Origin of the sequence: Salinihabitans flavidus, from assembly GCF_900110425.1 — a bacterium.
Taxonomy (GTDB): domain Bacteria; phylum Pseudomonadota; class Alphaproteobacteria; order Rhodobacterales; family Rhodobacteraceae; genus Salinihabitans; species Salinihabitans flavidus.
In genome coordinates, this window is sequence record NZ_FODS01000007.1 from 69,387 (window position 1) to 91,973 (window position 22,587).

The 22,587-nt window shown below is 63.3% G+C and carries 24 protein-coding genes; 13 read left to right on the forward strand and 11 right to left on the reverse strand.

The features are described from left to right. Positions 1-34: 34 nt before the first annotated feature. The 8 genes from BMW66_RS07970 to aepX form a co-directional block, all read right to left on the reverse strand. On the reverse strand, positions 35-928 hold the full coding sequence (locus tag BMW66_RS07970; protein ID WP_175483191.1) for a phosphatidate cytidylyltransferase: 894 nt from the start codon (positions 926-928) through the stop codon (positions 35-37). Further along, the gene (locus BMW66_RS07975; protein WP_175483192.1) at positions 925-1,731 is read right to left on the reverse strand and encodes an SDR family oxidoreductase; all 807 of its coding nucleotides are present in this window, start codon (positions 1,729-1,731) and stop codon (positions 925-927) included. Before BMW66_RS07975 ends, BMW66_RS07970 begins: the two co-directional genes overlap by 4 nt. Then, positions 1,731-2,849 carry an inositol-3-phosphate synthase gene (locus BMW66_RS07980; protein ID WP_093117245.1) on the reverse strand — a complete coding sequence of 373 codons (1,119 nt, stop codon included), beginning with the start codon at positions 2,847-2,849 and terminating at the stop codon, positions 1,731-1,733. Before BMW66_RS07980 ends, BMW66_RS07975 begins: the two co-directional genes overlap by 1 nt. Next, positions 2,846-3,475, reverse strand: a complete 630-nt coding sequence (locus BMW66_RS07985; protein ID WP_093117247.1) for a DUF4833 domain-containing protein — start codon at positions 3,473-3,475, stop codon at positions 2,846-2,848. Before BMW66_RS07985 ends, BMW66_RS07980 begins: the two co-directional genes overlap by 4 nt. Further along, the gene (locus tag BMW66_RS07990) at positions 3,475-4,647 is read right to left on the reverse strand and encodes an aminotransferase class I/II-fold pyridoxal phosphate-dependent enzyme (protein ID WP_217639295.1); all 1,173 of its coding nucleotides are present in this window, start codon (positions 4,645-4,647) and stop codon (positions 3,475-3,477) included. Before BMW66_RS07990 ends, BMW66_RS07985 begins: the two co-directional genes overlap by 1 nt. Before the next feature lie 217 nt (positions 4,648-4,864). After that, the gene (locus BMW66_RS07995; protein ID WP_093117251.1) at positions 4,865-5,971 is read right to left on the reverse strand and encodes a 2-aminoethylphosphonate--pyruvate transaminase; all 1,107 of its coding nucleotides are present in this window, start codon (positions 5,969-5,971) and stop codon (positions 4,865-4,867) included. Next, entirely contained in the window at positions 5,968-7,104 is a 1,137-nt protein-coding gene (gene aepY / locus BMW66_RS08000) for a phosphonopyruvate decarboxylase (protein WP_093117393.1), read from the reverse strand. The genes BMW66_RS07995 and aepY overlap by 4 nt, the downstream gene beginning before the upstream one ends. 5 nt (positions 7,105-7,109) lie before the next feature. Next, positions 7,110-8,741, reverse strand: coding sequence for a phosphoenolpyruvate mutase (gene aepX, locus BMW66_RS08005; protein ID WP_175483193.1), 1,632 nt, complete (start codon positions 8,739-8,741; stop codon positions 7,110-7,112). Positions 8,742-9,035: 294 nt separating this feature from the next. On the opposite strand from aepX, the gene phnC reads away from it, so the two are divergent. From phnC to BMW66_RS08030, 5 genes are all read left to right on the forward strand, one after another. Further along, a complete protein-coding gene (gene phnC / locus BMW66_RS08010) occupies positions 9,036-9,860 on the forward strand; it encodes a phosphonate ABC transporter ATP-binding protein (RefSeq protein WP_093117255.1) in 825 nt (274 codons plus the stop codon). A 63-nt stretch (positions 9,861-9,923) separates the two neighbouring features. Next, complete coding sequence (gene phnD, locus BMW66_RS08015) at positions 9,924-10,826, forward strand: phosphonate ABC transporter substrate-binding protein (protein ID WP_093117257.1); 903 nt, start codon at positions 9,924-9,926, stop codon at positions 10,824-10,826. Positions 10,827-10,894: 68 nt separating this feature from the next. Next, entirely contained in the window at positions 10,895-11,767 is an 873-nt protein-coding gene (gene phnE / locus BMW66_RS08020; protein ID WP_093117259.1) for a phosphonate ABC transporter, permease protein PhnE, read from the forward strand. Positions 11,768-11,770: 3 nt separating this feature from the next. Next, positions 11,771-13,117: a phosphonate ABC transporter, permease protein PhnE gene (phnE, locus tag BMW66_RS08025; protein ID WP_093117261.1), complete on the forward strand. Its 1,347-nt coding sequence runs from the start codon at positions 11,771-11,773 to the stop codon at positions 13,115-13,117. 62 nt (positions 13,118-13,179) lie between these two features. Further along, positions 13,180-13,797, forward strand: a complete 618-nt coding sequence (locus tag BMW66_RS08030) for a DapH/DapD/GlmU-related protein (protein ID WP_093117263.1) — start codon at positions 13,180-13,182, stop codon at positions 13,795-13,797. A gap of 4 nt (positions 13,798-13,801) precedes the next feature. Here BMW66_RS08030 and BMW66_RS08035 read toward each other — a convergent pair whose 3' ends face one another. Together BMW66_RS08035 and phnF are read right to left on the reverse strand one after the other, a co-directional pair. Continuing rightward, positions 13,802-14,983, reverse strand: a complete 1,182-nt coding sequence (locus BMW66_RS08035) for an alpha-D-ribose 1-methylphosphonate 5-triphosphate diphosphatase (protein ID WP_093117265.1) — start codon at positions 14,981-14,983, stop codon at positions 13,802-13,804. Between the two features lie 100 nt (positions 14,984-15,083). Next, positions 15,084-15,800, reverse strand: a complete 717-nt coding sequence (phnF, locus tag BMW66_RS08040; RefSeq protein WP_093117267.1) for a phosphonate metabolism transcriptional regulator PhnF — start codon at positions 15,798-15,800, stop codon at positions 15,084-15,086. Between the two features lie 101 nt (positions 15,801-15,901). Here phnF and phnG point away from each other — a divergent pair, with 101 nt between their 5' ends. The 8 genes from phnG to phnN are packed head-to-tail and all read left to right on the forward strand — an operon-like array spanning position 15,902 to position 21,887. Next, the gene (gene phnG, locus BMW66_RS08045) at positions 15,902-16,345 is read left to right on the forward strand and encodes a phosphonate C-P lyase system protein PhnG (RefSeq protein WP_093117269.1); all 444 of its coding nucleotides are present in this window, start codon (positions 15,902-15,904) and stop codon (positions 16,343-16,345) included. Further along, a complete protein-coding gene (gene phnH, locus BMW66_RS08050; RefSeq protein ID WP_093117271.1) occupies positions 16,345-16,914 on the forward strand; it encodes a phosphonate C-P lyase system protein PhnH in 570 nt (189 codons plus the stop codon). Before phnG ends, phnH begins: the two co-directional genes overlap by 1 nt. Further along, on the forward strand, positions 16,914-18,005 hold the full coding sequence (locus BMW66_RS08055; protein WP_093117273.1) for a carbon-phosphorus lyase complex subunit: 1,092 nt from the start codon (positions 16,914-16,916) through the stop codon (positions 18,003-18,005). Before phnH ends, BMW66_RS08055 begins: the two co-directional genes overlap by 1 nt. Then, positions 18,002-18,874 (forward strand): alpha-D-ribose 1-methylphosphonate 5-phosphate C-P-lyase PhnJ, encoded by an 873-nt coding sequence (locus BMW66_RS08060; protein ID WP_093117275.1) that lies wholly within the window; start codon positions 18,002-18,004, stop codon positions 18,872-18,874. The genes BMW66_RS08055 and BMW66_RS08060 overlap by 4 nt, the downstream gene beginning before the upstream one ends. Then, positions 18,874-19,644, forward strand: a complete 771-nt coding sequence (gene phnK, locus BMW66_RS08065; protein ID WP_093117395.1) for a phosphonate C-P lyase system protein PhnK — start codon at positions 18,874-18,876, stop codon at positions 19,642-19,644. Before BMW66_RS08060 ends, phnK begins: the two co-directional genes overlap by 1 nt. A 37-nt stretch (positions 19,645-19,681) precedes the next feature. Next, positions 19,682-20,641, forward strand: a complete 960-nt coding sequence (locus BMW66_RS08070; protein ID WP_093117397.1) for a magnesium transporter CorA family protein — start codon at positions 19,682-19,684, stop codon at positions 20,639-20,641. Positions 20,642-20,659: 18 nt separating this feature from the next. After that, positions 20,660-21,340 (forward strand): phosphonate C-P lyase system protein PhnL, encoded by a 681-nt coding sequence (phnL, locus tag BMW66_RS08075; RefSeq protein ID WP_093117277.1) that lies wholly within the window; start codon positions 20,660-20,662, stop codon positions 21,338-21,340. A gap of 1 nt (position 21,341) precedes the next feature. Further along, positions 21,342-21,887, forward strand: a complete 546-nt coding sequence (gene phnN, locus BMW66_RS08080; RefSeq protein ID WP_093117279.1) for a phosphonate metabolism protein/1,5-bisphosphokinase (PRPP-forming) PhnN — start codon at positions 21,342-21,344, stop codon at positions 21,885-21,887. Here phnN and BMW66_RS08085 read toward each other — a convergent pair. Then, positions 21,866-22,555: a DUF1045 domain-containing protein gene (locus BMW66_RS08085; protein WP_093117281.1), complete on the reverse strand. Its 690-nt coding sequence runs from the start codon at positions 22,553-22,555 to the stop codon at positions 21,866-21,868. The two genes, phnN and BMW66_RS08085, sit on opposite strands and share 22 nt — an antisense overlap. Between the last annotated feature and the right edge of the window lie 32 nt (positions 22,556-22,587).

A 22,587-nucleotide genomic window follows, 5' to 3' on the forward strand; every position in this document is an offset into this window, starting at 1 on the left:
GTGGGCAAGGTTGCGGTGAAGGGCAAGCGTCGCCTCATGCGGAAAGCTGAAGCACGGCAAGCAGAACGGTCAGCCCGGCCCCCGCGGCGACCCACGAATCGACGGTATCGAGCACACCGCCCTGCCGGGCCATGACAACGGGAAAATCCTTCACCCCAGCATTGCGTTTCAGCCGCGAGGCCCCGAGATCTCCCGCAACAGTAAAAACGCCGACAATGATCCCGCCGACAAGCGCCTCACGCGGGGGAACGTCAATGAAACAGGACACCGCAAGCACCGTGAGTACAAGCATGAAGGCCCCGCCCACCAGACCCTCTATCGTCTTGCGGGGGCTGAGGCGGGGAAAGGCCGGGGTGCGGCCGATGAGCCTGCCCCATGCCAGAGCGTAGCTGTCGAAACTCTCGACCATGATGTAGGTTGCCAGCATCAGCGCGGACGTGGCTGGCGCCTGCGCGGCCTGAACAAAGATCAGCAGGGGCAGAATCGGAAAGGCGAGCAGGTCCGCGATGGCCCAGATGCGTCCTTCGCGTGGGCCGGGGGTGAAGACAAGCCGTGCGGTTGTCAAAACCCAGAGTCCGGCCAGGGCCACGGGCGCAAGCGGCGGCGCGGTCCAGAGCAAAGCGGCGGTGGCCAGTGCGGTCAGGATCGCCACAGCGCGCGCGGCGGCCATACCAAGGCGCACATGCGTCGCCTCATAACCTATGCGCGCCGCCATCGCGATCAGCAGTCCTGCCAGCACCGGACCGCCCGCATTGAATGCCACGAAGATCAGCGCCGCGATGAACGTCGCCGTTATGAATGTGCGCAAAAGATCGTTGCCGAGCGCACGGGTGGACGGAATGGCAAGCAGCAAGCCAAGCACGACGTAGCCCACCAGGAATAGCGCGCCCGCAGCCAGCGTCAGGTGCCAGACCGTCAGCCCGATCAAGACGAACGGTCCGTTTTCCGCAGAACCCGGTTCTGAAAGGCACGCAGCCCCGGATGAATGACGCTGGTCAGGTGATGAAGCACCTTCATCTGCATTCCGGGCGCCACGATAAAGCGTCCCTTGTTCATGCCGCGCAAGAGGTCGCGCGCGACCGCTTCGGCGCTCCACAGACCGCCGCCTTCGGTAATTTTCCGTGTCGCGGCGGGCTTGGTGTGCATCTCCTGCGCAAGCTGTGGGGTATCGGTGTCCGGTGGATAACAGAGCGTGACACCGATTCCATGCTGCTTGAGTTCAATATGCAGCACCTCGGCCAGACCGCGCACCGCGAATTTCGAGGGCGCATAGGCGGAATACCCATAAATGCCGAAGAAGGCCGCACCGGAGGAGATGAATGCAATCTTCCCCCCGCCCGCGTCGCGCATCGGTCCGGTCAGGGCATGGGCGAAGAACAGACTACCGAAATAATTGATCGCCATGTGGTCCTCGTGCAATTCCACCGGCTGTTCGGTGAAAAGCCCGGGCGTGGCCAGCCCGGCGGATGCTATGGCGATCTCGGGCGTTCCGAGCGTCTCGATCCCGCGCGCCACCGCGGCACAGAACATGTCGCGTTCCCTGACATCAACAGGAAAGATCTCCACCCGGATGTCCGGTTTCCGCTCAAGGATCGCGGCCCTTGCGTCTTCCAGACGTACGGGATCGCGGGCAAAAAGCGCAAGATCACGCCCTTCATCGGCAAGTAGGCCGGCCACGGCGAGGCCAATGCCGCTGGACCCGCCAGTGACAAAGGCCGGACGCCGTGGCATCAGCCGGCGGCCTCTGCGCCTGCGGCGAAACTCATCAGCCGCTCGTGGGCATCCGTATCCTCGCATTGCTCAGGCGGGTGTTTGAAGAGAAAGGAATTGGCGGCGTTGATCGGTCCGGCCAGTCCCCGGTCAAGGGCAATGCGCGCGCATCGTATCGCAGCCAGCGCTTCCGCGGCGGCGTTGGGGCTGTCCTCCACGTCGAGGCGCAGTTCGATATTGGTGCGCGCGCCTCCGAAAAGCCGGCCTTCAAGCCGGACATAGGCCACCTTGCGGTCGTTGAGCCAAGGCACGTAGTCGGACGGCCCGATGCGAATGTCGCCATTCTCCAGCCGGTTTTCCATCACCGACTGCACCGCTTCGGTCTTCGATTCACGCTTCGTGGCAAGGCGATCATGGTCGCGCATGTTCAGGAAGTCGGTGTTGCCACCGATATTGAGTTGATAGGTGCGATCGATCTTGACACCACGCATCTGTGCCAGCGTGGTCAATGTGCGGTGCACTATGGTGGCGCCAAACTGCGCCTTGAAGTCATCGCCGAGAATCGGAAGGCCCGCTTCGCGGAACTTCTGTGCCCAGACCGTGTTGGAGGCGATGAAGACCGGGATGCCGTTGACCACTGCGCAGCCCGCCTCAAGCGCACATTCGACATAAAATTCCACCGCCTTCTGAGATCCGACGGGCAGGAAGATCATCACTACCTCAGCTCCGGCGGCGCGAAGGCTGTCCACAATTTCCCGCTTGCTCATCGCCGGAAGGGGCGAGGTGCGAAAGCTGCGGTCCTCGGGCTGGTTCAGCATGAAGGCTGACACGCCGTCGAGGTCGGGACCGCGCCCCACGATAGCCGTTTGATCGCCCAGATCGTCATGAAATATCTCGGTGCAGTTGGGCGCCGCGAGCGCCGCCTCTCCCAACGTCTTTCCGGCCTTTCGGGAATCGACATCAAAGCCGGCCACCAGATCAACATCGGCGGGGGTATAGCCCCCAAGATCGGGAAAACTGACGCCGATGGCATCATCGCCCATCTTGCGACAGTAGGAAACGCCCTGAATCAGGGAACTGGCACAGTTGCCGACACCGACGATTGCGGTTCGGATAAGTTTGGTTTTCTGCGTAGTCATTCGCGGATCGCTCCACCGGATACTGAAAATATGAGTGTGTGGGCCCGACCGGTCGCGGGATCGGTGCCAAAGAGACGCAGGCGCGTCACCTTCGGTATCAGCCCGCTTTCGTCAAGATCGAGGTAGGCATAGGTCAGTTGCAGGTCGGTGTCACCCACCTGCGCCCACAACGATGCGCGATTGGGGGCCGGGGAACGAAGGGTAACGGAAAGATGCGGGATCGCCTTGAACGTCACGGCGTAGGTTTCACCATCGGGATTGACCCGGGACGACACACCATAGGCGAATTGTTTCTCGATGAACTTCAGCGACTTGGCCACACCGTCGGTATTGTAGCGGCGCCAATAGCCATGAACGGGCGTGTTGCGATCAAAGTGACCGGACTCGTCAAAGCGTGCGGCATAGACGACCGTATTGGAGTTCATGGACCTCTGAATGTAGAACACCTGATGGCCGTCGCGTGGAACGGGCCAGTCCGGTTGCACCTTTGGCAGGGTTGCGCTCATGGTATGCGACACGAGCTTGAGACCCGGTGCGGCCGATGCCGGGGCCGGAAGCAGCCACAGCGCGATAACCACCGTGCAGATCTGCAACAGCAGGGTGTGAACTCGGAACAGGGCGGGCATCACTCGGCGCCGATCCTTTCGGGAATCTGGGTCGCTGCGACGGATTCGGATACCTTGTCCAGCACACGCTCAATGTCGGCCTCCGTATGGTTGGCCGAAAGGAAGAAACGGATGCGTGGCAAATCCTTGGGGACACCCACATGGAAGATGGGCGGGGCATATATCCCTGATTGCATCAAAGCTTCTGCCACATAAACGCATTGTTCGGGCGTGTCGAAGAGGATCGGGATCACCGCCTCTCCGATCGCAGAGCCGGTATTGAGCCCGCGGGCACGCGCACCCCTGAGAAATTTTCTGGAGTTGGCACGCAGTCGTGTCACCCGGTCCGGCTCGGATGCAAGAACTTCAAGCGCGGCGTGCGAGCTTGCCACGGTGGCAGGCGAAAGGCCCACGGAATAGACGAAGCCCGACAGCGTGAAACGCAACCACTCAATCACCTCCGCATTGGCGCAGATGAACCCGCCCGAGGAGGCGAAGCTTTTCGACAGGGTTCCGACGGTCAGTTCGATCCGGTTCGGGTCGATGCCGAAATGTTCGCATAATCCGCGCCCGGTCGTGCCAAGAACGCCATAGGAATGCGCCTCGTCCAGCAATAGCCAGGCATCATGCTTCTCCTTGATCTTCAGAAGGCGGGGAAGGTCGGAAATATCCCCGTCCATCGAAAACAGTCCCTCGGTCACGATCAGCACGCGGTTGTGGGTGCCGCGCACCTCGTCGAGGATGCGTTCGAGATCATCGAGATTGTTGTGCTCGAACGTTCGCCAATCGAACCGACCGCTCTTGCCGCCAATGACGATCGAATTGTGCGCCAGTTCATCGGCCAGAACCAGATCCTTCGGCCCCAGCAGGTGGTTGATCAGCGAGACATTCGTGAGATACCCCGAGATCACCGAAAGAACCCCGCCGACACCCAGAAAACGTGCAAGATCATCCTCGAGCGCACGATGCCCGGTGCGCTCCCCCCCCACCAGCCGCGAGGCGCCAACACCGGTGCCGTGGCGGTCGATCGCGGCCTTGGCGGCCTCCACCAATCTCGGGTGATGGGCCAGACCGAGGTAGTCGTAATGCGCGAGGGACAGGTATCCTTGGGGCCAACTGTCGCTTGAATCCTCAAGAGTGTCTGTGGGAACGAAATAGGGATGACCGTTCTCGATCAGCGACTTCCCACTCAAACGGAATCGGCGCTCGGCAAAAGCCGAAAAACTAGATTGCGTCCGAGTCATGTCCCCACTCCGTTCCTTGCCCCGTTTTTTGTCCGGGACTCTATTGGCAGCACCGCTTGTTCGAGACCTGTACTGCATGATTTTTCCCTAAACTACCCATATCATACCTGTTGTCCATGGGCGCAGTGGCCACAAAAGCTGCATTCCGCGCATGATGAGCGCAAAATCAGCCATTCTCTTGCATTTTCTCGATCACATTTCGCGTAACATCCAGAAACATACCGATGATACCCGGATCAATTGCGCCAATCACACCAATGCGGAACGTATCTTGGGCCCGCATCTTGCCAGCGTAGATCGCAAACCCCTGTGCCTTGAGGCGTTCATAGAACTCGGCAAAGTCGAACCACGCCGCCTGCGGCTCATGAAATGATACGATGATCGGAGCCTGCACCGCCGGATCAAGCGCCGGCCTGAAACCCAGATCGGCCATCCCCTGCGACAACAGGTCGTAGTTTGCACGATAGCGGGCGAGCCGTGCCGCAGGGCCGCCTTCTTCTTCCAGTTCCATCAGCGCCTCGGAGAGTGCGGCCATCACATGCGTGGGCGGAGTAAAGCGCCACTGACCGTCCTTTTCGAACTGCCGCTGCTGCGCTTCGAGGTCGAGCACGAGAGTGGGCGCATTGCCCTGCGCAGCCTGAAGCGCACCCCGATCCACGATGACATAGCCCACGCCCGGCACCCCCTGAAGGCATTTGTTGGCAGAGGCCGCAATGGCGGTGATGCCCTGCCCCTCCGCGTCCAGAGGCAATGCGCCGAACCCTGACATGGAATCCAGCAGCAGCGCCCGCCCGGTCTCGCAGCATATGGCGGCGATCTCCTCAACCGGGTTGAGCAGGCCCGAGGTAGTCTCACAGTGCACCGCCGCGACATGGGTAATACTGTCATCCTCGGCCAGCCTTTTACGCAGGGCGGCCACGTCGTTGGGCGTGTCATCGGCATTTTCCAGTGTCGAGACCTGCACGCCCACGCGCGTTGCGATTTCGGCAATGCGGCGGCCATAGGCGCCATTGGACAGCACTAGGACATGCCCTTTGCGCGGAACAAGCGTCACGAGCATCGCCTCGACCGCGAAGGTGCCCGAGCCCTGAATCGGCACGCAGGCATAGCCGTCCCCAGCCCCGGCAATCACCTTCAGCCGGGCACAGACGTCGGCCGTCAGCGCCTCGAAGTCGGGATCGCGCGACCCCCAGTCGCGCAGCATAGCGCGTTTCACTCTCAAAGACGTGGTCAGCGGACCGGGCGTCAGAAGGTAAGGGGTGTCTTGGGTCATGTCATGCTCAGAAAGGTGCGGAAACGGCGGGCGACTTCAGGCGGGCCGACAGTGGGGCGCGGCAGCCCCTCGACCTGCGACGGGCTGACCCGCAGATGCAGCAGACGGGGACCGGGCTGCGCCATCAGAACCGAAAGCGAAGCGTCGAGATCGGCAAGCCTATCGGCCCGCGCCACCGCACGATAGCCACAGGCGCGGGCAATCTCCGCGAAATCGACATTGGGCGAAACGGTCTGCTGTCCGCCCGTGCTTTCGTGCAGCCCGTTGTCGAGCAGGATGTGGGTCAGGTTCTCCGGTGCCTCGCCCCCGATGGTGGCCAGATTGCCCAGCTTCATCAGCGCCGCCCCGTCTCCATCAAGCACGACAATTTGCTTGCGGGTATTGAGCGCGGCACCAAGACCCATCGCGCTGGCGCCGCCCATAGACCCCACGACGTAAAGATTGCCCGGATCATCCGAAAGCGCATAAAGCTCGCGCCCGCAAAAGCCTGTGGTCGCGATGAACCCGGCGTCGGGCAACGCGGCCTTGATCCGCTCCATCGCGTCGATGCGACGCGGGGGCGTGGCACTGGTGAAGTCCCCCGTGATGACGGGGCGTGCGCGCCGGTCCACCGGGGTCTGGGTGAGGGGCGACTTGGCCACCCCGCCCTTGGGCAGCACCAGCGCATAAGGAAGCTCTTCGGCATCCATATGCGCCCGTGCGGCATGCAGCGTCGGGGCAATCTGATCGGGCGCGGTCGGAAAGGGGGCATTGTTCACGCGGCACAGGCCGAGCATGTCCTGCGTGATTTCGCCCATCAACTCGTGCTGCGGCTCATCCCCGATGCCGGGCTGGCCGCGCCAGGTGACGATCATCAGGGTGGGAATGCGAAAGGAGTAATTGAGCGAAGTGACTGGATTGATCGTGTTGCCCAGACCGGAGTTCTGGCACATCACGGCGGTTTCCCGGCCCGCGAGCCATGCGCCTGCGGCGATGGCCATGGCCTCGCCCTCACTAGTCGCGCCACAATAGGCAGTGCCGGGCCGCGAGATCACCGAGTTGAGAAGCGGCGTCAGGAAGGAACAGGGCACACCGGAGAAAAAATTGATCCCGATCTGGGCGGTGCCGTCGATGAAGGCGTCTGCGTCGATCATGGGCATTACATCGCGTTGCGGGCTTCGGAAAGATCGGCCAGATCGTTCACATTGACCCAATTGCCGGTGACATAGATCACGTCCACCACCTCGCCCCGTGCCATCAGGCGGGTCAGCAACATGGGAAGATCCGCGGTGGCGAGGAGGCCGCCCTCCTCCAATGAGGCGATTTCCTCGGCCAGCTTGCGTGCGCCGCGCGCCGAACACCCCATGAGGCCGACCCATTTTCCATCCGCCCCGACAAGACCGTCCGCAATCTCCATCAGGGCAGGACGCTGCGCCCCGCCAAGACCGGAGAAGGGCGCAGAGCATTTCACCAGATCCTGCGGTTTCCGCGTGCCGGTTTCATCCGGACGGTCGCCTTCGGGATCGACCAGAAGGGTGAAATCGCCAGTCGCCCCCCTCAGCAGATCGACAAAGAAGGGCTGAAACAGGATATCGCCATATGAGATGATCGCGGGCCGCGTCAGCATATCGCGCGCCAACGCCAGAGAGGCGACCTCTCCGGTGGTCTCATAGGCGTCGTTGACAAGCTTGCGCGCATCGCCTGTCTCAACCGCTTCGTGACGATAGCCGACGATCACGGCAACATCCTCCACCCGGTTCTGGGTCAACGCGGACAGTTGCCGGTCGAGGATGGTCGCGCCGCGCACGTTGAGCATGCATTTCGGACGATCTCGCGTCAGTTCCGCCAGCTCGGTGCCACGGCTGGCGGCGAGGATGATCGCGCTCGTGTCCGGCTGGGCCGCAAGATACTGCGCCTCGGCGCGTTCCAGTTCCTCGTTTCCGGCCAGCGCGAAGACATCCGCCAGCGGCGCAACCTCTGCCTCCACCGCGACAAGGGACTGATCGCGCATGATCGTGGCACAGGTTTCGCGCATGGCCTGCATCGCCGCACGCATGTTGTGATTGGCCCAGATGACGAGCGAGCCGCCCGCATCGGTGAGCGTTTTCGTGGGCGTGCGGTAGTACTTCGTCGGGATCAGGATCACCGGCACCCGGTGATCCCACTTGTCGAGGAATTCCAGGATCTCGTCCGGGTCGGCCTTCTTGGAATGGATCACCAGCGCATCGGCCCCGGCATCGGCATAGGCGGCGGCACGCATCAATGCCTCTTCCATCCCCGCGCCTGAAATCAACGCCTCTATCCGGGCGACGATAGAGAAATCGGGGTGGCTCTGGATATCCTTGCCGGCCTTGATCTTGCCGCAGAATTCCTCAACCGACGCGAGGGTCTGGCTGCCTTCGAGGAAGGAGTTTGTCTTCGGGAAAAGCTTGTCCTCTATACAGACCCCGGCGATACCACGCTCACAAAGCTTGGCCACGAAGCGACGGAAGTTGTTGAAATTGCCATAGCCGGTATCGCCATCCACAAGGATCGGCAGATCCACCGCGTCGTTCATGTATTCAAGCTGCGCGAGAACCTGCGTCCAGCTCAGCTCATTGTTGTCGCGAACACCAAGCGCGGCGGAAATCGACAGGCCGGACGCCCAGAGCCCTTCGAAGCCCGCCTCTTGTGCGATCTTGGCGGACAGACCGTCGTGTGCTTCCATCAGGAAACGCGGCTCTTTCGAGGTGAGCATGTCACGCAGACGCGTGAAACGGTCGGGGCGGTAGTGGTGGACATTCTGAAGCATCGGCTCGGCTCTCCGAAAGGTCTGTTCCCGGGGCGGAACGCTGGGCAGCCGCAACAGGCGGGCCTCCCGGCGACTCCGGGCCAAGGCTGCCAACGTCCCCGCGCAAGTGTATCGTTCTGGATCACTCTCTTCCCCGATCCGGCGGGCAAGCTCAATGGTCAATTCCACAAACCGGCCATTTCGCAGGCGCATTGCTGCACGTTCCGCGCCGGACTGTCAAAAAAGTTTCACCGAACCGCAACCTGTTCGTCGCACAGCTGCCCTAGCCCGGAGTTCAACAAACGGGTGATATTTATGCTGCATATCGAGAAACTGACAAAGGCTTTCGGGCCGAACACAGCCGTCGACGCGGTCAATATACAAGTCGAAGAGTCTCGCATGATCGGCGTGATCGGGCGGTCCGGTGCGGGAAAATCCACGCTGCTGCGAATGATCAACCGTCTGACGGATGCGACAAGCGGCGTGATTCATTTCGAGGGGCGCGAGATCACCGCGCTTCGCGGGCCGGACAAACGCGCATGGCAATCGGAATGCGCGATGATCTTTCAGCAGTTCAATCTCGTACCGCGCATGGACGTGGTCTCCAACGTCCTGCATGGCACGCTCAACCGCCGTTCGACGCTGGCCACGATGTTCAACATCTATCCCAGCGCGGATATTCACCGTGCCATCGCGATCCTCGACCGGCTGGGCATCGCGGATCATGCGCCCAAGCGCGCCGAGGCGCTTTCGGGCGGCCAACAGCAGCGCGTCGCCATTGCTCGGGCCCTCATGCAGGACCCAAAGATCGTGCTGGCCGATGAACCGATTGCCAGCCTCGACCCGATGAACGCACAGCTCGTGATGCAGGATCTGCGCCGCATTCACGAAGAGGACGGGCGCACCGTCATCGCCAATCTGCACACGCTGGATACCGCGCGGCGCTATTGCGACCGGGTGATCGGCATGCGCGAGGGGCGCGTGGTGTTCGACGGCACGCCCGAGCAACTGACCACCGGGGTCGCGCGTGACATCTATGGCGCCGACGCCTCGTTTTCCGAGGATAGCACCTCGACCAGCATCGAAACGCTTGATCGTGGCCTCACCCGCGCCGTGCGCGAGGCCGAGGCCGCCGTCTGATTTCCACTTTCAACCGCCCCCGTTGCACGATTGCGGCGGGGTTCACTTCAAACGGAGAGTTCCATGAAAAATATCCTAGCTGCCATCGTCACCACGACTGCCCTCGTCAGCCCCGCGCTGGCACAGGACACGATCGACGAGTTCCGTATCGGCATCCTTGGCGGCGAAAACGCCCAGGACCGCATGACCTCGAACGAATGCTACCGCGCCAAGGCCGAAGAGCTTCTGGGTGTGCCGGTCAAGCTGTTCACCCCCGCCGACTATGACGGCGTGATCCAGGGCCTTCTCGGTGGAAGCATCGACATGGCCTGGCTCGGAGCATCCGCCTATGCCAAAGCCTGGCTGACAGATCCCGACGCTGTAGAGCCGATCATGGTGAAGACCAATGTGGACGGTTCCTACGGTTACTACTCGGTGGGCTTCGCCCGCAAGGACAGCGGCATCGCCTCGCTCGACGACATGGAAGGCAAGGTCTTTGCCTTCGGCGATCCGAATTCGACCAGCGGGTACCTGATTCCCTCGATCGAGATTCCGCAAGCCGTCGGCGCCAGCATGGAATCGGGTGACTATTTCGGCGAAGTGAAATTCGTCGGCGGTCACGAGCAGACCATCGTCGCGGTCGCCAACGGCGATGTCGACGCCGGTGTGACATGGGCCGACGGCATGGGCGCCTGGGAAGACGGATACAACTCCGGCGCATTGCGCAAAGCCTCCGATGCCGGTCTCGTGGATATGAACCAGATGGTCGAAATCTGGAAATCCAAGCCCATCCCCGAAGGTCCGATCGTGCTGCGCAAGGACCTGCCCGAGCGCGTCAAGATCGACATCACCACGCTGACCGCGTCGCTGCCGTATATGGACCCTGATTGCGCCTATAATTTCATGGCGGGTGAGGCCCTGGGTTTCCAGCCGATCAGCCATGACGCCTATGTGTCGATCGTCGAGGCACGCAAGTCCAAGATGTAAACCTTTTCAGGTTGACCAGCGCCGGGCCCCTTGTGCGGGCCCGGCCTTTCAATACCGGGGGACTCACGATGACAGATCAGAGCGCCACGACAGGGGCAGACCTGACCGCAGGCCGGGTGCAGGACGCCTATATGGAAATGACCCGCCGCAAGCGCATGTATGGCGGGATCATGCTCGTGATCTTCATCGCGCTCATGACCTCGGGCTTCATGATCGCGGATGATCGCAATGCGGGCGGGTTCTGGGATGGAATTCTCAACATCTTTCAGTTTCCCGGCGAGGTGTTGCGCGAGGCGGGGGAAAAGATCAACCTGCTGCCCGCACTCATGTGGAAATTCCTTCCATCGCTGATCGAGACCATCAACATTGCCGCCGCCGCCACGCTTCTGGGGGCGATGCTGGCGATTGTCATTTCCCTTCTGTCCACACGCGGGCTTGCGCGCTGGCCGCGGCTTATCCCGCTGTTTCGCCGACTGATGGACATCATGCGCGCGATCCCCGAGATCGTGATCGCCCTGATCCTGATCTTCATCCTTGGCGGTGGTCCGGTGCCCGCGATGATCGCCATCGCTCTGCATACCGTCGGTGCCCTGGGCAAGCTCTTCTCGGAAGTCAACGAGAACGCCAGCCTCAAACCCGTTGAGGGGCTGCACTCGACCGGCGCCACATGGGGGCAGCGCATGTGGCTGGGTGTGATCCCGCAGGTCGCGCCCAATTACCTGAGCTACGCGCTTCTGCGGTTCGAGATCAATATCCGCGCGTCCGCCATCCTCGGTTTCGTCGGCTCTGGCGGGATCGGCTACGACCTCAAAAACGCCTTCAGCTGGGGTCAGGGCCGCTATGACGAGGTGGCGGCGATCTTCCTTCTTCTTTTCGGCGCGATCGTGTTCTTCGACCAGCTTTCGAGCCATTACCGCAACAAGATGATCGGAGAGGGTTGAGCCATGAGCATGCTGACCGATGCCGCCCCCCAGCACACGCAGGCCGACGGGCTCTTTCGCCGCAAGAGGATCATGGCCCTCTCCGTGCCCGTGATCATCGTGGCCTATTTCACCTATATCTTCTTTGCTTTCGATGTCCCCGGCCTGATGGAACGCGCCCGCATGGACAATGCCCGCATCCTCATCGCCGACAGCTACAGCTACAAGACCCATGTCACCCGCGACAACCGCGTGGGCGGAATCACCGTCGCCATCGAGGGAGAGAACAAGGGCACCTATCCCGAAGGCATGACCCCGGACTGGGTTACGCCGCAGGGCGAGGACACGGTGCGTGTTGCGCTCACGCCTGGTCACGAGGTCCTGATCGAAGGAGATCGGCTGTCATACGACGTGCCGGGCTATGGTCTGATCGAAGTCGAGGTCAGCCGCCGTGAGGGGGTGGCGCTATCGCTACCGACGGCCACACCTCCCGACTGGATCAGCGTGTCCTCCAACCGTGTCGACATCACCTCCGAGGCCGGTCGCGTCACCCTGACGAAAGCGCGGACCGAGGTGATGCGGTATCATTTCGGCTGGGAGCTTTTCTGGTTCACGCTCGACAGCCCGTTCTATGGGAAATCAATCGGTGAGCTTGCCGGGCTGGCGCTCTCGGGTGATCGGTTGGTGGAGGGCAAGAGCAATCTGGTAGCGATGGTGCAGGATGTCTGGACCAACAAGATGTGGCGGCACAAGGATGTGATCTGGGCCATATTCGAGACGATCCTGATGGCGTTTCTGGGCACCATGGGCGCCGCCATCATCGCACTGCCGCTGGCCTTTGTCGCAGCGCGTAATTTCAGCCGCCTTGCGCCCCTGCGCTTTGCCGTGCGGCGCGTGTTCGATTTCGTGCGCGGCGTGGATGCGCTGATCTGGACCATCGTGCTGTCGCGCGCCTTCGGCCCCGGCCCGCTGACCGGCAGTCTCGCCATTCTGCTGACCGATACGGGCACCTTCGGCAAGCTCTTCTCCGAGGCGCTGGAGAATGTCGATCACAAGCAGATCGAAGGCGTGCAATCCACTGGCGCCAAACCCATGCAACGCTATCGCTTTGGCGTGATCCCGCAGATCACCCCGGTCCTGCTCAGCCAGATCCTCTACTATCTGGAATCCAACACCCGCAGCGCGACCATCATCGGCGCGATCACCGGCGGCGGCATCGGGCTCTTGCTGACGCAGGCGATGATCACTCAAAAGGATTGGGAAGAAGTAAGCTACTACATCATCCTGATCATTCTGATGGTGATGGCGATGGACAGCCTTTCGGGCTGGCTGCGGCGCAGGCTGATCAAGGCGGACGACAGCGGACATTGAAGATCCTCCCGTTCGCGAAGCTGACGCGAACGGCACCCACAACATGAGAAACTGAATTCGCAATGCCCCGATTGACCCCACACGCCCCGGTCATCCACCGTGATTGTGAGATCACTGAAAGCAGGTTTGGCGCCTATTGCGAAGTCGGGCGCGGCAGCCGGGTGCAATACGCCACCTTCGGGGACTACTCCTATTGCGACCGCTATGCCGACATCGCCAATGCCAGGGTCGGGAAATTCGCCAATATCGCCTCTTTCGTGCGGATCGGGGCCACCGATCATCCACTGGATCGCGCCAGCCTGCATCATTTCATCTACCGCTCCGCCTCCTACTGGGAGGACGCGGAGGATGACGCCGCATTTTTCGAGCATCGCCGGTCCCGCCGGGTGTTCATCGGGCATGACACATGGATCGGCCACAACGCGCAGATCAAGCCGGAGGTGACAGTGGGCGATGGCGCGGTGGTGGCCGCCGGGGCTGTGGTCACGGCGGATGTGCCGCCCTATACCATCGTCGCCGGTGTGCCCGCGCGCCCGCTACGGGCGCGACTGCCGCGGAAACTGGCCGACAGGCTGATCGCGCTGGTATGGTGGGATTGGGATCACGCACGGCTCCGGAAGGCGCTGGCGGATTTCCGGGAGTTGACTGTCGAGGCGTTTCTGGAAAAACACGGCGGATAGGCCGTCACTCTGCCGCGAGATGAAGATCTGTCTCCCCGCTCAGGAAGCGATGCGCCGCCTCGCCGGCCAGATGCGTGATCCGCCCGTTGCAGATTGTCGCCTCCACGATGCGGGTCTTTTCATTGACGATGGCCAGATCGGCCCGCTTTCCAATATCGATGCGCCCCCTGTCAGCCAGACGAAGGATTTGTGCGGGGGTCTCTGAAATCAGCGCCCAGGCGCGCGGCAGATCGAGCAACCCGCTATCGACCAGCCGGAAGGCGGCCTGCGCCAGCGACGGGTAGTAGTAGTCCGACACCAGAGCGCTGCACAAACCGTCGTGAATCAGATCGACGGCCCGGATATTGCCCGCTTGCGAGTTGCCACGAACGACGTTGGGCGCGCCCATGATCACCGGATCGTTCACCGCCCGCGCCAGCGCGGCAGGCGCCCGGGTTGTCGGAAACTCGCAAATTCTGGCCCCGATGAGGGAATAGGTCTCGCGGGTGTTCCCATCCGGATCGTCATGGCTCCCATACAGCACACCCCGCCGGTCGAACGCCTCGGCCAGCCGGCAGAGATAGCGCGGCACCTCGCGTGCCTGATCGCGCGCGGCATGAATCTGCGCGAGATGCTCTTGCGGGCTGCGTCCCGCTCTGCTCGCGCCGGCGGCAAGCCTGTCGGGATCGTCGCGCGCCATCGCAAGCGCCTCCCCGAGATGATTGTTGAACACGACATAATCCACTCCGAACTCCTCGACGAGGCTCAGCAGCCGCTCAGCGGTGTTCACAGTGTGCGTTTCGCACCGGATTTGCACCCGCAGATCGGTCAGCATCTCCGCCCGATAGGCTGCATGCGCACGCAGGAGATCTTCGGCATACTCCGGCGCGCGGGCGCCGCCCTCCCAACTCCAGCTCTGGGCCAGCCATGCGGTTGTCACACCATGCGCGGCGGCATCGCGGTCAGTCGCGCGCAATCCCGTCTCGATCGGAAAGGGCGCACTCGGGCGCGGGGCGATATGACGTTCGAACGCATCGCCATGCAGGTCGACAATGCCCGGCAGGATCAGATAACCCGACAAATTCACTGCCGGCAGGGGCCCCTTGGTGATCCGCCCATCCGCGATGGCAACAGAGCGGCGCTGCATCATGCCATCGCGCAGGATCGTGGCGCCTGTCAGGCGCGTGGGGGGTAGGAAACGGGGCATCAGACTGCTCTCAACCTGCTTTTGGATGCAACTTACCGGAGTCATATGTCGTCAGAATGACAAACCGGCGATTTTTGCCCGAAAATCGAGAAGGTTGCGGCTATGTCTCGCCGATTGTGAGGGTAACGCGATCCCCGGCAAACCATGTGCGGCCGTATTCCACCGGCACACCCTCCGTGTCGGTGTTCACCGCAACCGAACGCAGAAGCGGGTCCCCTTCCGACAGGCGCAGGTGCCGCGCCTGCGCCGCGTCGGCGCGGGTCGCCGTCAGACGTGTCCAAAGCCGGGTATAGTCCGCAACCCCCTGCCGGATCAGCGCCTCGGTCACGGATTGGGTCTCGCGCAGATGGGCGGGAAACGCGGGAAAGCGGTCGGCGGAAAAGACGCTTCGGAAAAGCGCGATGTGCTGCCCGTCCGCCAGTGACAGCCCGTCATAGACGTGAACGCTTGCTCCGGCGCCAAGCGAAAGAGCCTCCGCTTCGCTGGTGTCGGCGGCGCGGGTCTCGATCGTGAGGATACGTTTGTCGGGGATGCGTCCGGCCGCGCGCAGATTCTTGTGAAAGCGCACACGCGCGCCGATGGGGTACTCGGTCGGCGTCTGCGCGACGAAGACCCCGGCGCCACGCCGAGACAGCACAAGCCCCTCATCAGCCATCGCGGACAGCGCGCGCCGCACCGTGTGGCGGTTTACCGCGAACCGCGCCGAAAGGGCCGCCTCCGTCGGAAGTTTGTCGCCGGGCCCATAGTGGCCGGCCACGATGTCGGCGGTCAGCCACTCCGAAATGGATTTCCACAGTGGGGGTCGAGAGTTGCTCATGTCACGAAAACTTCACGCGATTGGGGTTGCGGCCTGGCTGCCGAAGTGTCAATTATTTGTCTAGTTGTATAGTGATGTAGACAACTTGGCAAGGTGTCTGAATGAATGAAACCACGGACAGAAGATCCTGGCTTGGCCTGCTGGCCAAGGCCCCGGAAGAGGCGCTCGACGCCTGCTGGACAGATCTGGGGGAAAGCCCTGAATTCTCATGGCTTCGCACGCCGGAAATCGGCGGCGTGATGGTGCGGGGCCGTGCCGGGGCCACCGGCGCGCCGTTCAATCTTGGCGAAATGACGGTCACGCGCTGTGCGCTTCGTCTCGGCGACGGGACGGTGGGGCATGGGTATGTCCAGGGGCGCAGCACCCGCAAGGCAGAGCGTGCGGCGTTGTGCGATGCGCTCCTGCAAGGACCGAAGGCCGGGGCGGTGCGCGCGCATGTGCTCAAGCCACTGGCCGAACAGGCCGAGATCGCGCGACAGGCGCGCGCCGCGCGGGCCGCCGCCACGAAGGTCGATTTCTTCACAATGGTCAGGGGGGAAGACTGATGCGCGCAGAGACCCTTTCAGGCGGCTTCGACGATGCGCCCGTGGATGCGGCCCACGCCTTTCGCGCCGCGATGAGCGTCATGGCCTGCCCCGGACGGATCGAACAGATCGCGGGCGCGACACCCCCGCCGCCGCTGTCGGTTGCCGCCGGAACCCTGATCCTGACACTTTGCGATCCTGAAACGCCGCTGCATCTGGCGAAAGGCCATGACACGCCCGAAATCCGCGATTGGATCACCTTTCACACCGGCGCGCCCTTTGTCGCACGGTCGAAGGCGATGTTCGCGCTGGGGGATTGGGCGGCGCTTCTGCCGCTCGCCGACTACCCGATTGGTACGCCGGAGTATCCCGACCGCTCCACCACGCTGATCGTGGAGGTGGAGGCGCTTTCCGCCCGTGGCGCCACGCTGCGCGGCCCCGGCATCGAAGACACTGCGACACTCTCGCTTCCCGAGGTCGCCGCGCTTCAGGCCAATGCGGCGCAATTCCCGCTCGGGCTTGATTTCTTCTTCACGGCAGGGGCGCAGATTGCTGCCCTGCCCCGCACAACCACGCTGGAGGCCAGCTAATGTATGTTGCCGTCAAAGGGGGCGAGCGGGCCATCGACAACGCCCACGCATGGCTCGCGGAAGAACGGCGCGGCGATCCCACCGTGCCGGAGCTGTCCATCGCGCAGATCCGCGAACAACTCGCCCTCGCCGTCAACCGGGTGATGGCCGAAGGCTCTCTTTACGATCCCGACCTTGCCGCGCTGGCGATCAAGCAATCGCGCGGCGACATGATCGAGGCGATCTTCCTGATCCGCGCCTATCGCACGACCCTGCCGCGGCTGGGCCATTCAGAGCCGGTGAACACCGACGCGATGACCTGCGACCGGCGCATTTCCGCGACCTTCAAGGACGCGCCGGGGGGGCAGGTTCTGGGGCCGACGTTCGACTACACCCACCGCCTTCTGGACTTCAAGCTCGCCGCCGATGGCGAGACACCCGAACCGCCGGTGGCGGAACCGCGAGACGAAGAGACACCGCATATTTCGGGGTTTCTGGGCCGTGAGGGGCTCATTCAGGACGAGATCCAGAGTGACGAGACCCCGCGCGATCTGACGCGCGAGCCGCTGGAGCTTCCGGCCTCGCGCGCCCTGCGCCTTCAGGCCCTGAGCCGTGGCGACGAGGGGTTCATCCTCGGCATGGCCTATTCGACGCAGCGCGGATACGGGCGCAACCACCCCTTCGTGGGGGAGCTTCGGATCGGCACCGTCGCGGTGGAGATGGACATTCCCGAGCTTGGCTTTGCCATCGAGATCGGGGAGATGACCCTCACAGAATGCGAGACCGTCAACCAGTTCACCGGATCGAAGACCGAGCCGCCGCAGTTCACGCGCGGTTATGGCCTTGTTTTCGGACAGTCGGAACGCAAGGCGATCTCGATGGCGCTGGTCGACCGCGCGCTGCGCTGGAAAGAGCTGGGAGAGGACGACGCCGGCGTGCCCGCGCAGGACGAGGAGTTCGTCCTCTACCACTCCGACAACATTCAGGCGACCGGGTTTCTCGAACATATCAAGCTGCCGCACTACGTCGATTTCCAGTCCGAACTGGAACTGATCCGACGGTTGCGAAAAGAGGCGGCGGCAGGCCGGCAGGCGCAGGAGGCGGCCGAATGAACGCTTACAATTTCGCCTATCTGGATGAGCAGACAAAGCGGATGATCCGCCGCGCCATTCTCAAGGGGCTGGCGATCCCCGGCTATCAGGTGCCCTTCGCCAGCCGCGAGATGCCCATGCCCTATGGCTGGGGCACCGGCGGGGTGCAGGTCACGGCCGCGACGCTGACGCCCGACGATACCTTCAAGGTGATCGACCAGGGCGCGGACGATACCACCAACGCGGTTTCGATCCGCAAGTTCTTCGAACGCACGGCCGGGGTGGCCACCACCGAAGACACCGGCAAGGCCACGATCATCCAGACCCGCCACCGTATCCCCGAAACCCCGCTGACCGAGGGGCAGATCCTCGTCTATCAGGTGCCGATCCCCGAACCCTTGCGCTTTCTCGAACCGTCGGAAGTGGAAACGCGCAAGATGCACAGCCTTGAGGAATACGGGCTGATGCATGTGAAACTCTATGAGGACATAAGCAAGCACGGCGCGATCGCGACCTCCTATGCCTACCCGGTGAAGGTGGAAGACCGCTATGTCATGGACCCGTCGCCGATCCCGAAATTCGACAACCCGAAGCTGTCGAACTGCCCCGCGATACAGCTTTTCGGCGCCGGGCGCGAACAGAGGATCTATGCCCTGCCGCCCTATACGCGGGTGGTGAGCCTCGATTTCGAGGACCATCCTTTCGATCCGTCGAAGGCCGATCACTGCTGCGATCTGTGCGGGTCCGGGGAAAGCTACCTTGACGAGGTGATCGTGGACGATGACGGCGGGCGGATGTTCGTCTGCTCCGACACCGATTACTGCCGCGCGCGCCGCGCGGCGGGACACATGGGCGCGCAGGGCGTGCCCTATGAGGAGGGCGCGGCATGATTTCCCCGCTTCTGAATGTCAGGTCTGTCTCGAAATACTACGGCACCCGGATTGGCTGTGAAAACGTGAGCTTCGATCTCTACCCCGGTGAGGTCATGGGCATCGTGGGCGAAAGCGGCTCGGGAAAATCCACGCTTCTCAATTGCCTCGCGGGGCACCTGCCCCCCGACAGCGGAGAAGTGTTCTTCGACACACGCACCAATGGGCCGCGCGACACGCTGACCATGTCGGAACCCGAACGCCGGATGCTCGGGCGCACCGACTGGGCCTTCGTGCATCAGCATGCCCGCGACGGGCTTCGGATGGGCGTGAGCGCGGGTGGCAATGTCGGTGAGCGGCTGATGGCCGTGGGCGCGCGCCACTACGGCAACATCCGCGCGCAGGCGGTGGACTGGCTCGGCCGGGTGGAGATCGCGGCCGACCGGATGGACGACCGCCCCGATGCGTTTTCCGGCGGGATGCAGCAGCGGCTTCAGATCGCGCGCAACCTGGTGACGGGGCCGCGACTGGTGTTCATGGACGAGCCGACAGGCGGGCTCGACGTGAGCGTGCAGGCGCGGCTTCTCGATCTGCTGCGCGGGCTGGTGCGCGAGATGGGGCTGTCGGCCATCATCGTGACGCACGATCTGGCGGTGGTGCGGCTTCTGGCCGACCGTCTGATGGTGATGAAGGACGGCCATGTGGTGGAGGCGGGCCTGACCGATCAGGTTCTGGACGATCCGCAGCACGGCTATACCCAGCTACTGGTTTCCTCGGTGTTGCAGGTATAGTCGCCATGACGGGACATCGGACATGGAGGATGCGGCGATGATAAACGGATACCGGGTAAAGGGCGACGCGCTGATCGCCGAAGCGGGTGCGACTGGCGACGACGTGATCTGGATCGACGTGCAAAGCCCCGCCGAGGAAGAGCGCAGCGCGCTGTCGCAGACCCTTGGCGTGACCTTGCCCAGTCGCGCCGACCAGGAAGAGATCGAACATTCGTCACGGCTCTACTCGGATCAGGGCATGCCGGTAATGACCGCGCTGCTACCGTCGCTTGGCGACGGAAAGAAGACCGTGGTCGCGCCCGTGACCTTCATCCTGACAGAGACGCGGCTGATCACCATCCGCCACCATGACCCGCGCCCGTTTTCGACCTTTCCCGACCGGGCGGGGCGCTCCTCGGTGGGATGCGCCAGCGCGGAGGCGGTGCTTGTCGGCCTGATCGAGGAGATCATCGACCGGCTGGCCGACATCACCGAACTGGCAGGCCAGCAGATAGACATCATATCCCAGCGAATCTTTCAAAGTGATGAATCGCAGGAACGGGTGAACCACCGCGAAACGCTGCGCGAGATCGGACGCAACGACGAGCTGGTGATGCACCTGCGCGAAAGTCTTCTGACGATGGAGCGGCTGATGGGCTACCTCGCCCCGGTGATGGAAACCCGCAAGGCCGACAGGGCGCTGCGCACGTCGATCAAGACGCAATCCCGCGACATCCGCACGATCACCGAACAGGCCGGTTTCCTGCAACAGAAGACCGCCCTTCTGCTGGAGGCCACGCTCGGCCTGATCAACATAGAGCAGAACGGTATCATCAAGATCTTCTCGGTCGCGGCGGTCGCCTTCCTGCCGCCGACGCTGATCGCGTCGATCTACGGGATGAACTTCGAGCATATGCCCGAACTGGGCTGGACGTTCGGCTACCCCCTCGCCCTGCTCTTGATGGTGGCCTCGTCCCTGGGGCCGCTTTTGTATTTCCGCCGGCGCGGCTGGCTCTGACACACCGAGGATTTGCCCATGATAGACCTTAGCAATGTCAGCAAGCGGTTCACCCTGCACAATCAGGGTGGCGCGGAGATTCCGGTGATGGAGGGCGCGCATCTGAGTGTCGCCGCCGGGGAATGCGTGGCGCTGACGGGTGAGTCGGGTGCCGGGAAATCGACGCTGATGCGGATGATCTACGGCAACTACCTTGCGACATCGGGCCGGATCAAGGTGGGGGATGTGGATGTGGCGCGCGCCGCCCCGCGCGAGATCGTGGCGCTCCGGCGCGAGGGTCTGGGCTATGTCAGCCAGTTCCTGCGGGTGCTGCCGCGCGTGCCGACGCGCGAGGTTGTGGCAGAGCCGCTTCTGACGCTGGGCGTGACGCGCGAGGCGGCGCTCGCGCGGGCCGAGACACTCCTGCGGCGGCTCAACATTCCCGAACGGCTCTGGTCGCTGTCGCCCACGACGTTTTCGGGCGGAGAGCAGCAGCGCGTGAACATCGCGCGCGGCTTTGCCCATGACTATCCCGCGCTTTTGCTCGATGAGCCGACGGCGAGCCTTGACGCGATGAACCGCGAAACCGTGCTGCGGCTGATCGAAGAGGCGAAGGCGCGCGGCGCGGCGATCGTCGGGATTTTCCACGACGCCGAGGCGCGTGGGCGCGTTTGTGACCGGGAGGTTGATGTGTCGGCCTTCACGCCGAAGGCGGCCTGAGATGGCGGGACGGCTCATCGCGGTGGTTGGCCCGTCGGGTGTTGGCAAGGACAGCGTCATGCGCGCGATGGCCGAGCGGCGGCCCGACCTGCATCTGGTGCGGCGGGTGATCACGCGCACCCCCGATGCGGGCGGAGAGGACTTCGACCCCGTGAGCGAAGAGGCGTTCGCCGCGCGTGCCGCCCGGGGGGAGTTCGCGCTGCACTGGCGGGCGCATGGGCTGTGCTATGGCGTGCCGGCGGGGGTGGTCGATGTGCTGGACGACGGGCGCGATGCGCTGGTGAACCTGTCGCGGACCGCTCTGCCGGAGGCGGCGGAAAAGTTTCGCGGGCTCAAGGTCTTGGCGTTGACCGCCGCGCCGGAGGTGCTGGCGCGGCGGCTCGCGGCGCGGGGCCGCGAAAGCGAGGCGGAGATCGCGGGCAGGCTGGCGCGGGCGGGCTATGCGATTCCGGGCGGGCTCGACGTCATCGAGGTGGTCAACAATGGCCCGCTGGCCCAAACGGCAGAGGCGGCGCTGGCCGCGCTCTACCCCGCCGTGAGGGCATAGCGATGAAGCGTGTGGAACATCCCGTCCTCATCCTCGCCCACGAGCGTCAGATCGGTGATCCGGAACGGCGTGGGCCGGATCGGGTCCAGCACCGGCGCAAGGGCGGCGCGGACCGAGTCCCCCTCTGCCCGCGAGAGGCGTCCGGTCAGCGTCAGGTGAAAGCGGAACTGATCCATGACGTAGGGATAGCCCCATGTCATCAGGTTTTCCTCCTGCGCGGCGGTCAGGTTGGAGTGACGTTTCTTCTCGATTTCCTGCGCCGTCAGGGGCGCGCGGAACGCATCAAGCTCGCGCACCATGGAGGCCGCGAGCGCCTTGAGCCCGGCGGTATCGCCGCGCGGCGTGAGCGCGAGAAACGCGCCGATGCGGGACAGTTCCAGCCCGTCGAGCGTCACCGCATGGCGGCGGGCACACAGTGCGGCCATCGCCCCGGCCAGATCTTCGGCGTCCCGGCCCTCCGCAAGCCGGAAGGGCGGCTTCACCGTGCCGTGAAACCCGTATCGGCGCGGCGTTGCCGTCAGTTCGGACACGGGGCGGGGCAGGCCGGGCACATCGGGATGATCCACCGCGCAGCCGCGCGCGATGTCCCAGCCGAGCCAGGCCGCGCCAAACTCCGCGAGCGCCCCCACGGGGGGCGTATAGTAGACCGCAAAACGTCTATACTTCATGACCAACTCCGGTTGTTCCGACCGACCTGCCA

Coding starts and splice junctions, on each gene's coding strand:
- BMW66_RS07980 (WP_093117245.1), bottom strand. CDS start 2,849: ATGACTACGCAGAAAACCAAACTTATCCGAACCGCAATCGTCGGTGTC.
- BMW66_RS07995 (WP_093117251.1), bottom strand. CDS start 5,971: ATGACCCAAGACACCCCTTACCTTCTGACGCCCGGTCCGCTGACCACG.
- phnD (WP_093117257.1), top strand. CDS start 9,924: ATGAAAAATATCCTAGCTGCCATCGTCACCACGACTGCCCTCGTCAGC.
- phnL (WP_093117277.1), top strand. CDS start 20,660: ATGATAGACCTTAGCAATGTCAGCAAGCGGTTCACCCTGCACAATCAG.
- aepX (WP_175483193.1), bottom strand. CDS start 8,741: ATGCTTCAGAATGTCCACCACTACCGCCCCGACCGTTTCACGCGTCTG.
- BMW66_RS08035 (WP_093117265.1), bottom strand. CDS start 14,983: ATGCCCCGTTTCCTACCCCCCACGCGCCTGACAGGCGCCACGATCCTG.
- BMW66_RS08030 (WP_093117263.1), top strand. CDS start 13,180: ATGCCCCGATTGACCCCACACGCCCCGGTCATCCACCGTGATTGTGAG.
- BMW66_RS08070 (WP_093117397.1), top strand. CDS start 19,682: ATGATAAACGGATACCGGGTAAAGGGCGACGCGCTGATCGCCGAAGCG.
- phnF (WP_093117267.1), bottom strand. CDS start 15,800: ATGAGCAACTCTCGACCCCCACTGTGGAAATCCATTTCGGAGTGGCTG.
- phnC (WP_093117255.1), top strand. CDS start 9,036: ATGCTGCATATCGAGAAACTGACAAAGGCTTTCGGGCCGAACACAGCC.
- phnE (WP_093117261.1), top strand. CDS start 11,771: ATGAGCATGCTGACCGATGCCGCCCCCCAGCACACGCAGGCCGACGGG.
- phnH (WP_093117271.1), top strand. CDS start 16,345: ATGCGCGCAGAGACCCTTTCAGGCGGCTTCGACGATGCGCCCGTGGAT.
- phnN (WP_093117279.1), top strand. CDS start 21,342: ATGGCGGGACGGCTCATCGCGGTGGTTGGCCCGTCGGGTGTTGGCAAG.
- BMW66_RS08055 (WP_093117273.1), top strand. CDS start 16,914: ATGTATGTTGCCGTCAAAGGGGGCGAGCGGGCCATCGACAACGCCCAC.
- phnG (WP_093117269.1), top strand. CDS start 15,902: ATGAATGAAACCACGGACAGAAGATCCTGGCTTGGCCTGCTGGCCAAG.
- aepY (WP_093117393.1), bottom strand. CDS start 7,104: ATGATCGACGCAGACGCCTTCATCGACGGCACCGCCCAGATCGGGATC.
- BMW66_RS08085 (WP_093117281.1), bottom strand. CDS start 22,555: ATGAAGTATAGACGTTTTGCGGTCTACTATACGCCCCCCGTGGGGGCG.
- BMW66_RS08060 (WP_093117275.1), top strand. CDS start 18,002: ATGAACGCTTACAATTTCGCCTATCTGGATGAGCAGACAAAGCGGATG.
- BMW66_RS07985 (WP_093117247.1), bottom strand. CDS start 3,475: ATGCCCGCCCTGTTCCGAGTTCACACCCTGCTGTTGCAGATCTGCACG.
- phnE (WP_093117259.1), top strand. CDS start 10,895: ATGACAGATCAGAGCGCCACGACAGGGGCAGACCTGACCGCAGGCCGG.
- BMW66_RS07975 (WP_175483192.1), bottom strand. CDS start 1,731: ATGCCACGGCGTCCGGCCTTTGTCACTGGCGGGTCCAGCGGCATTGGC.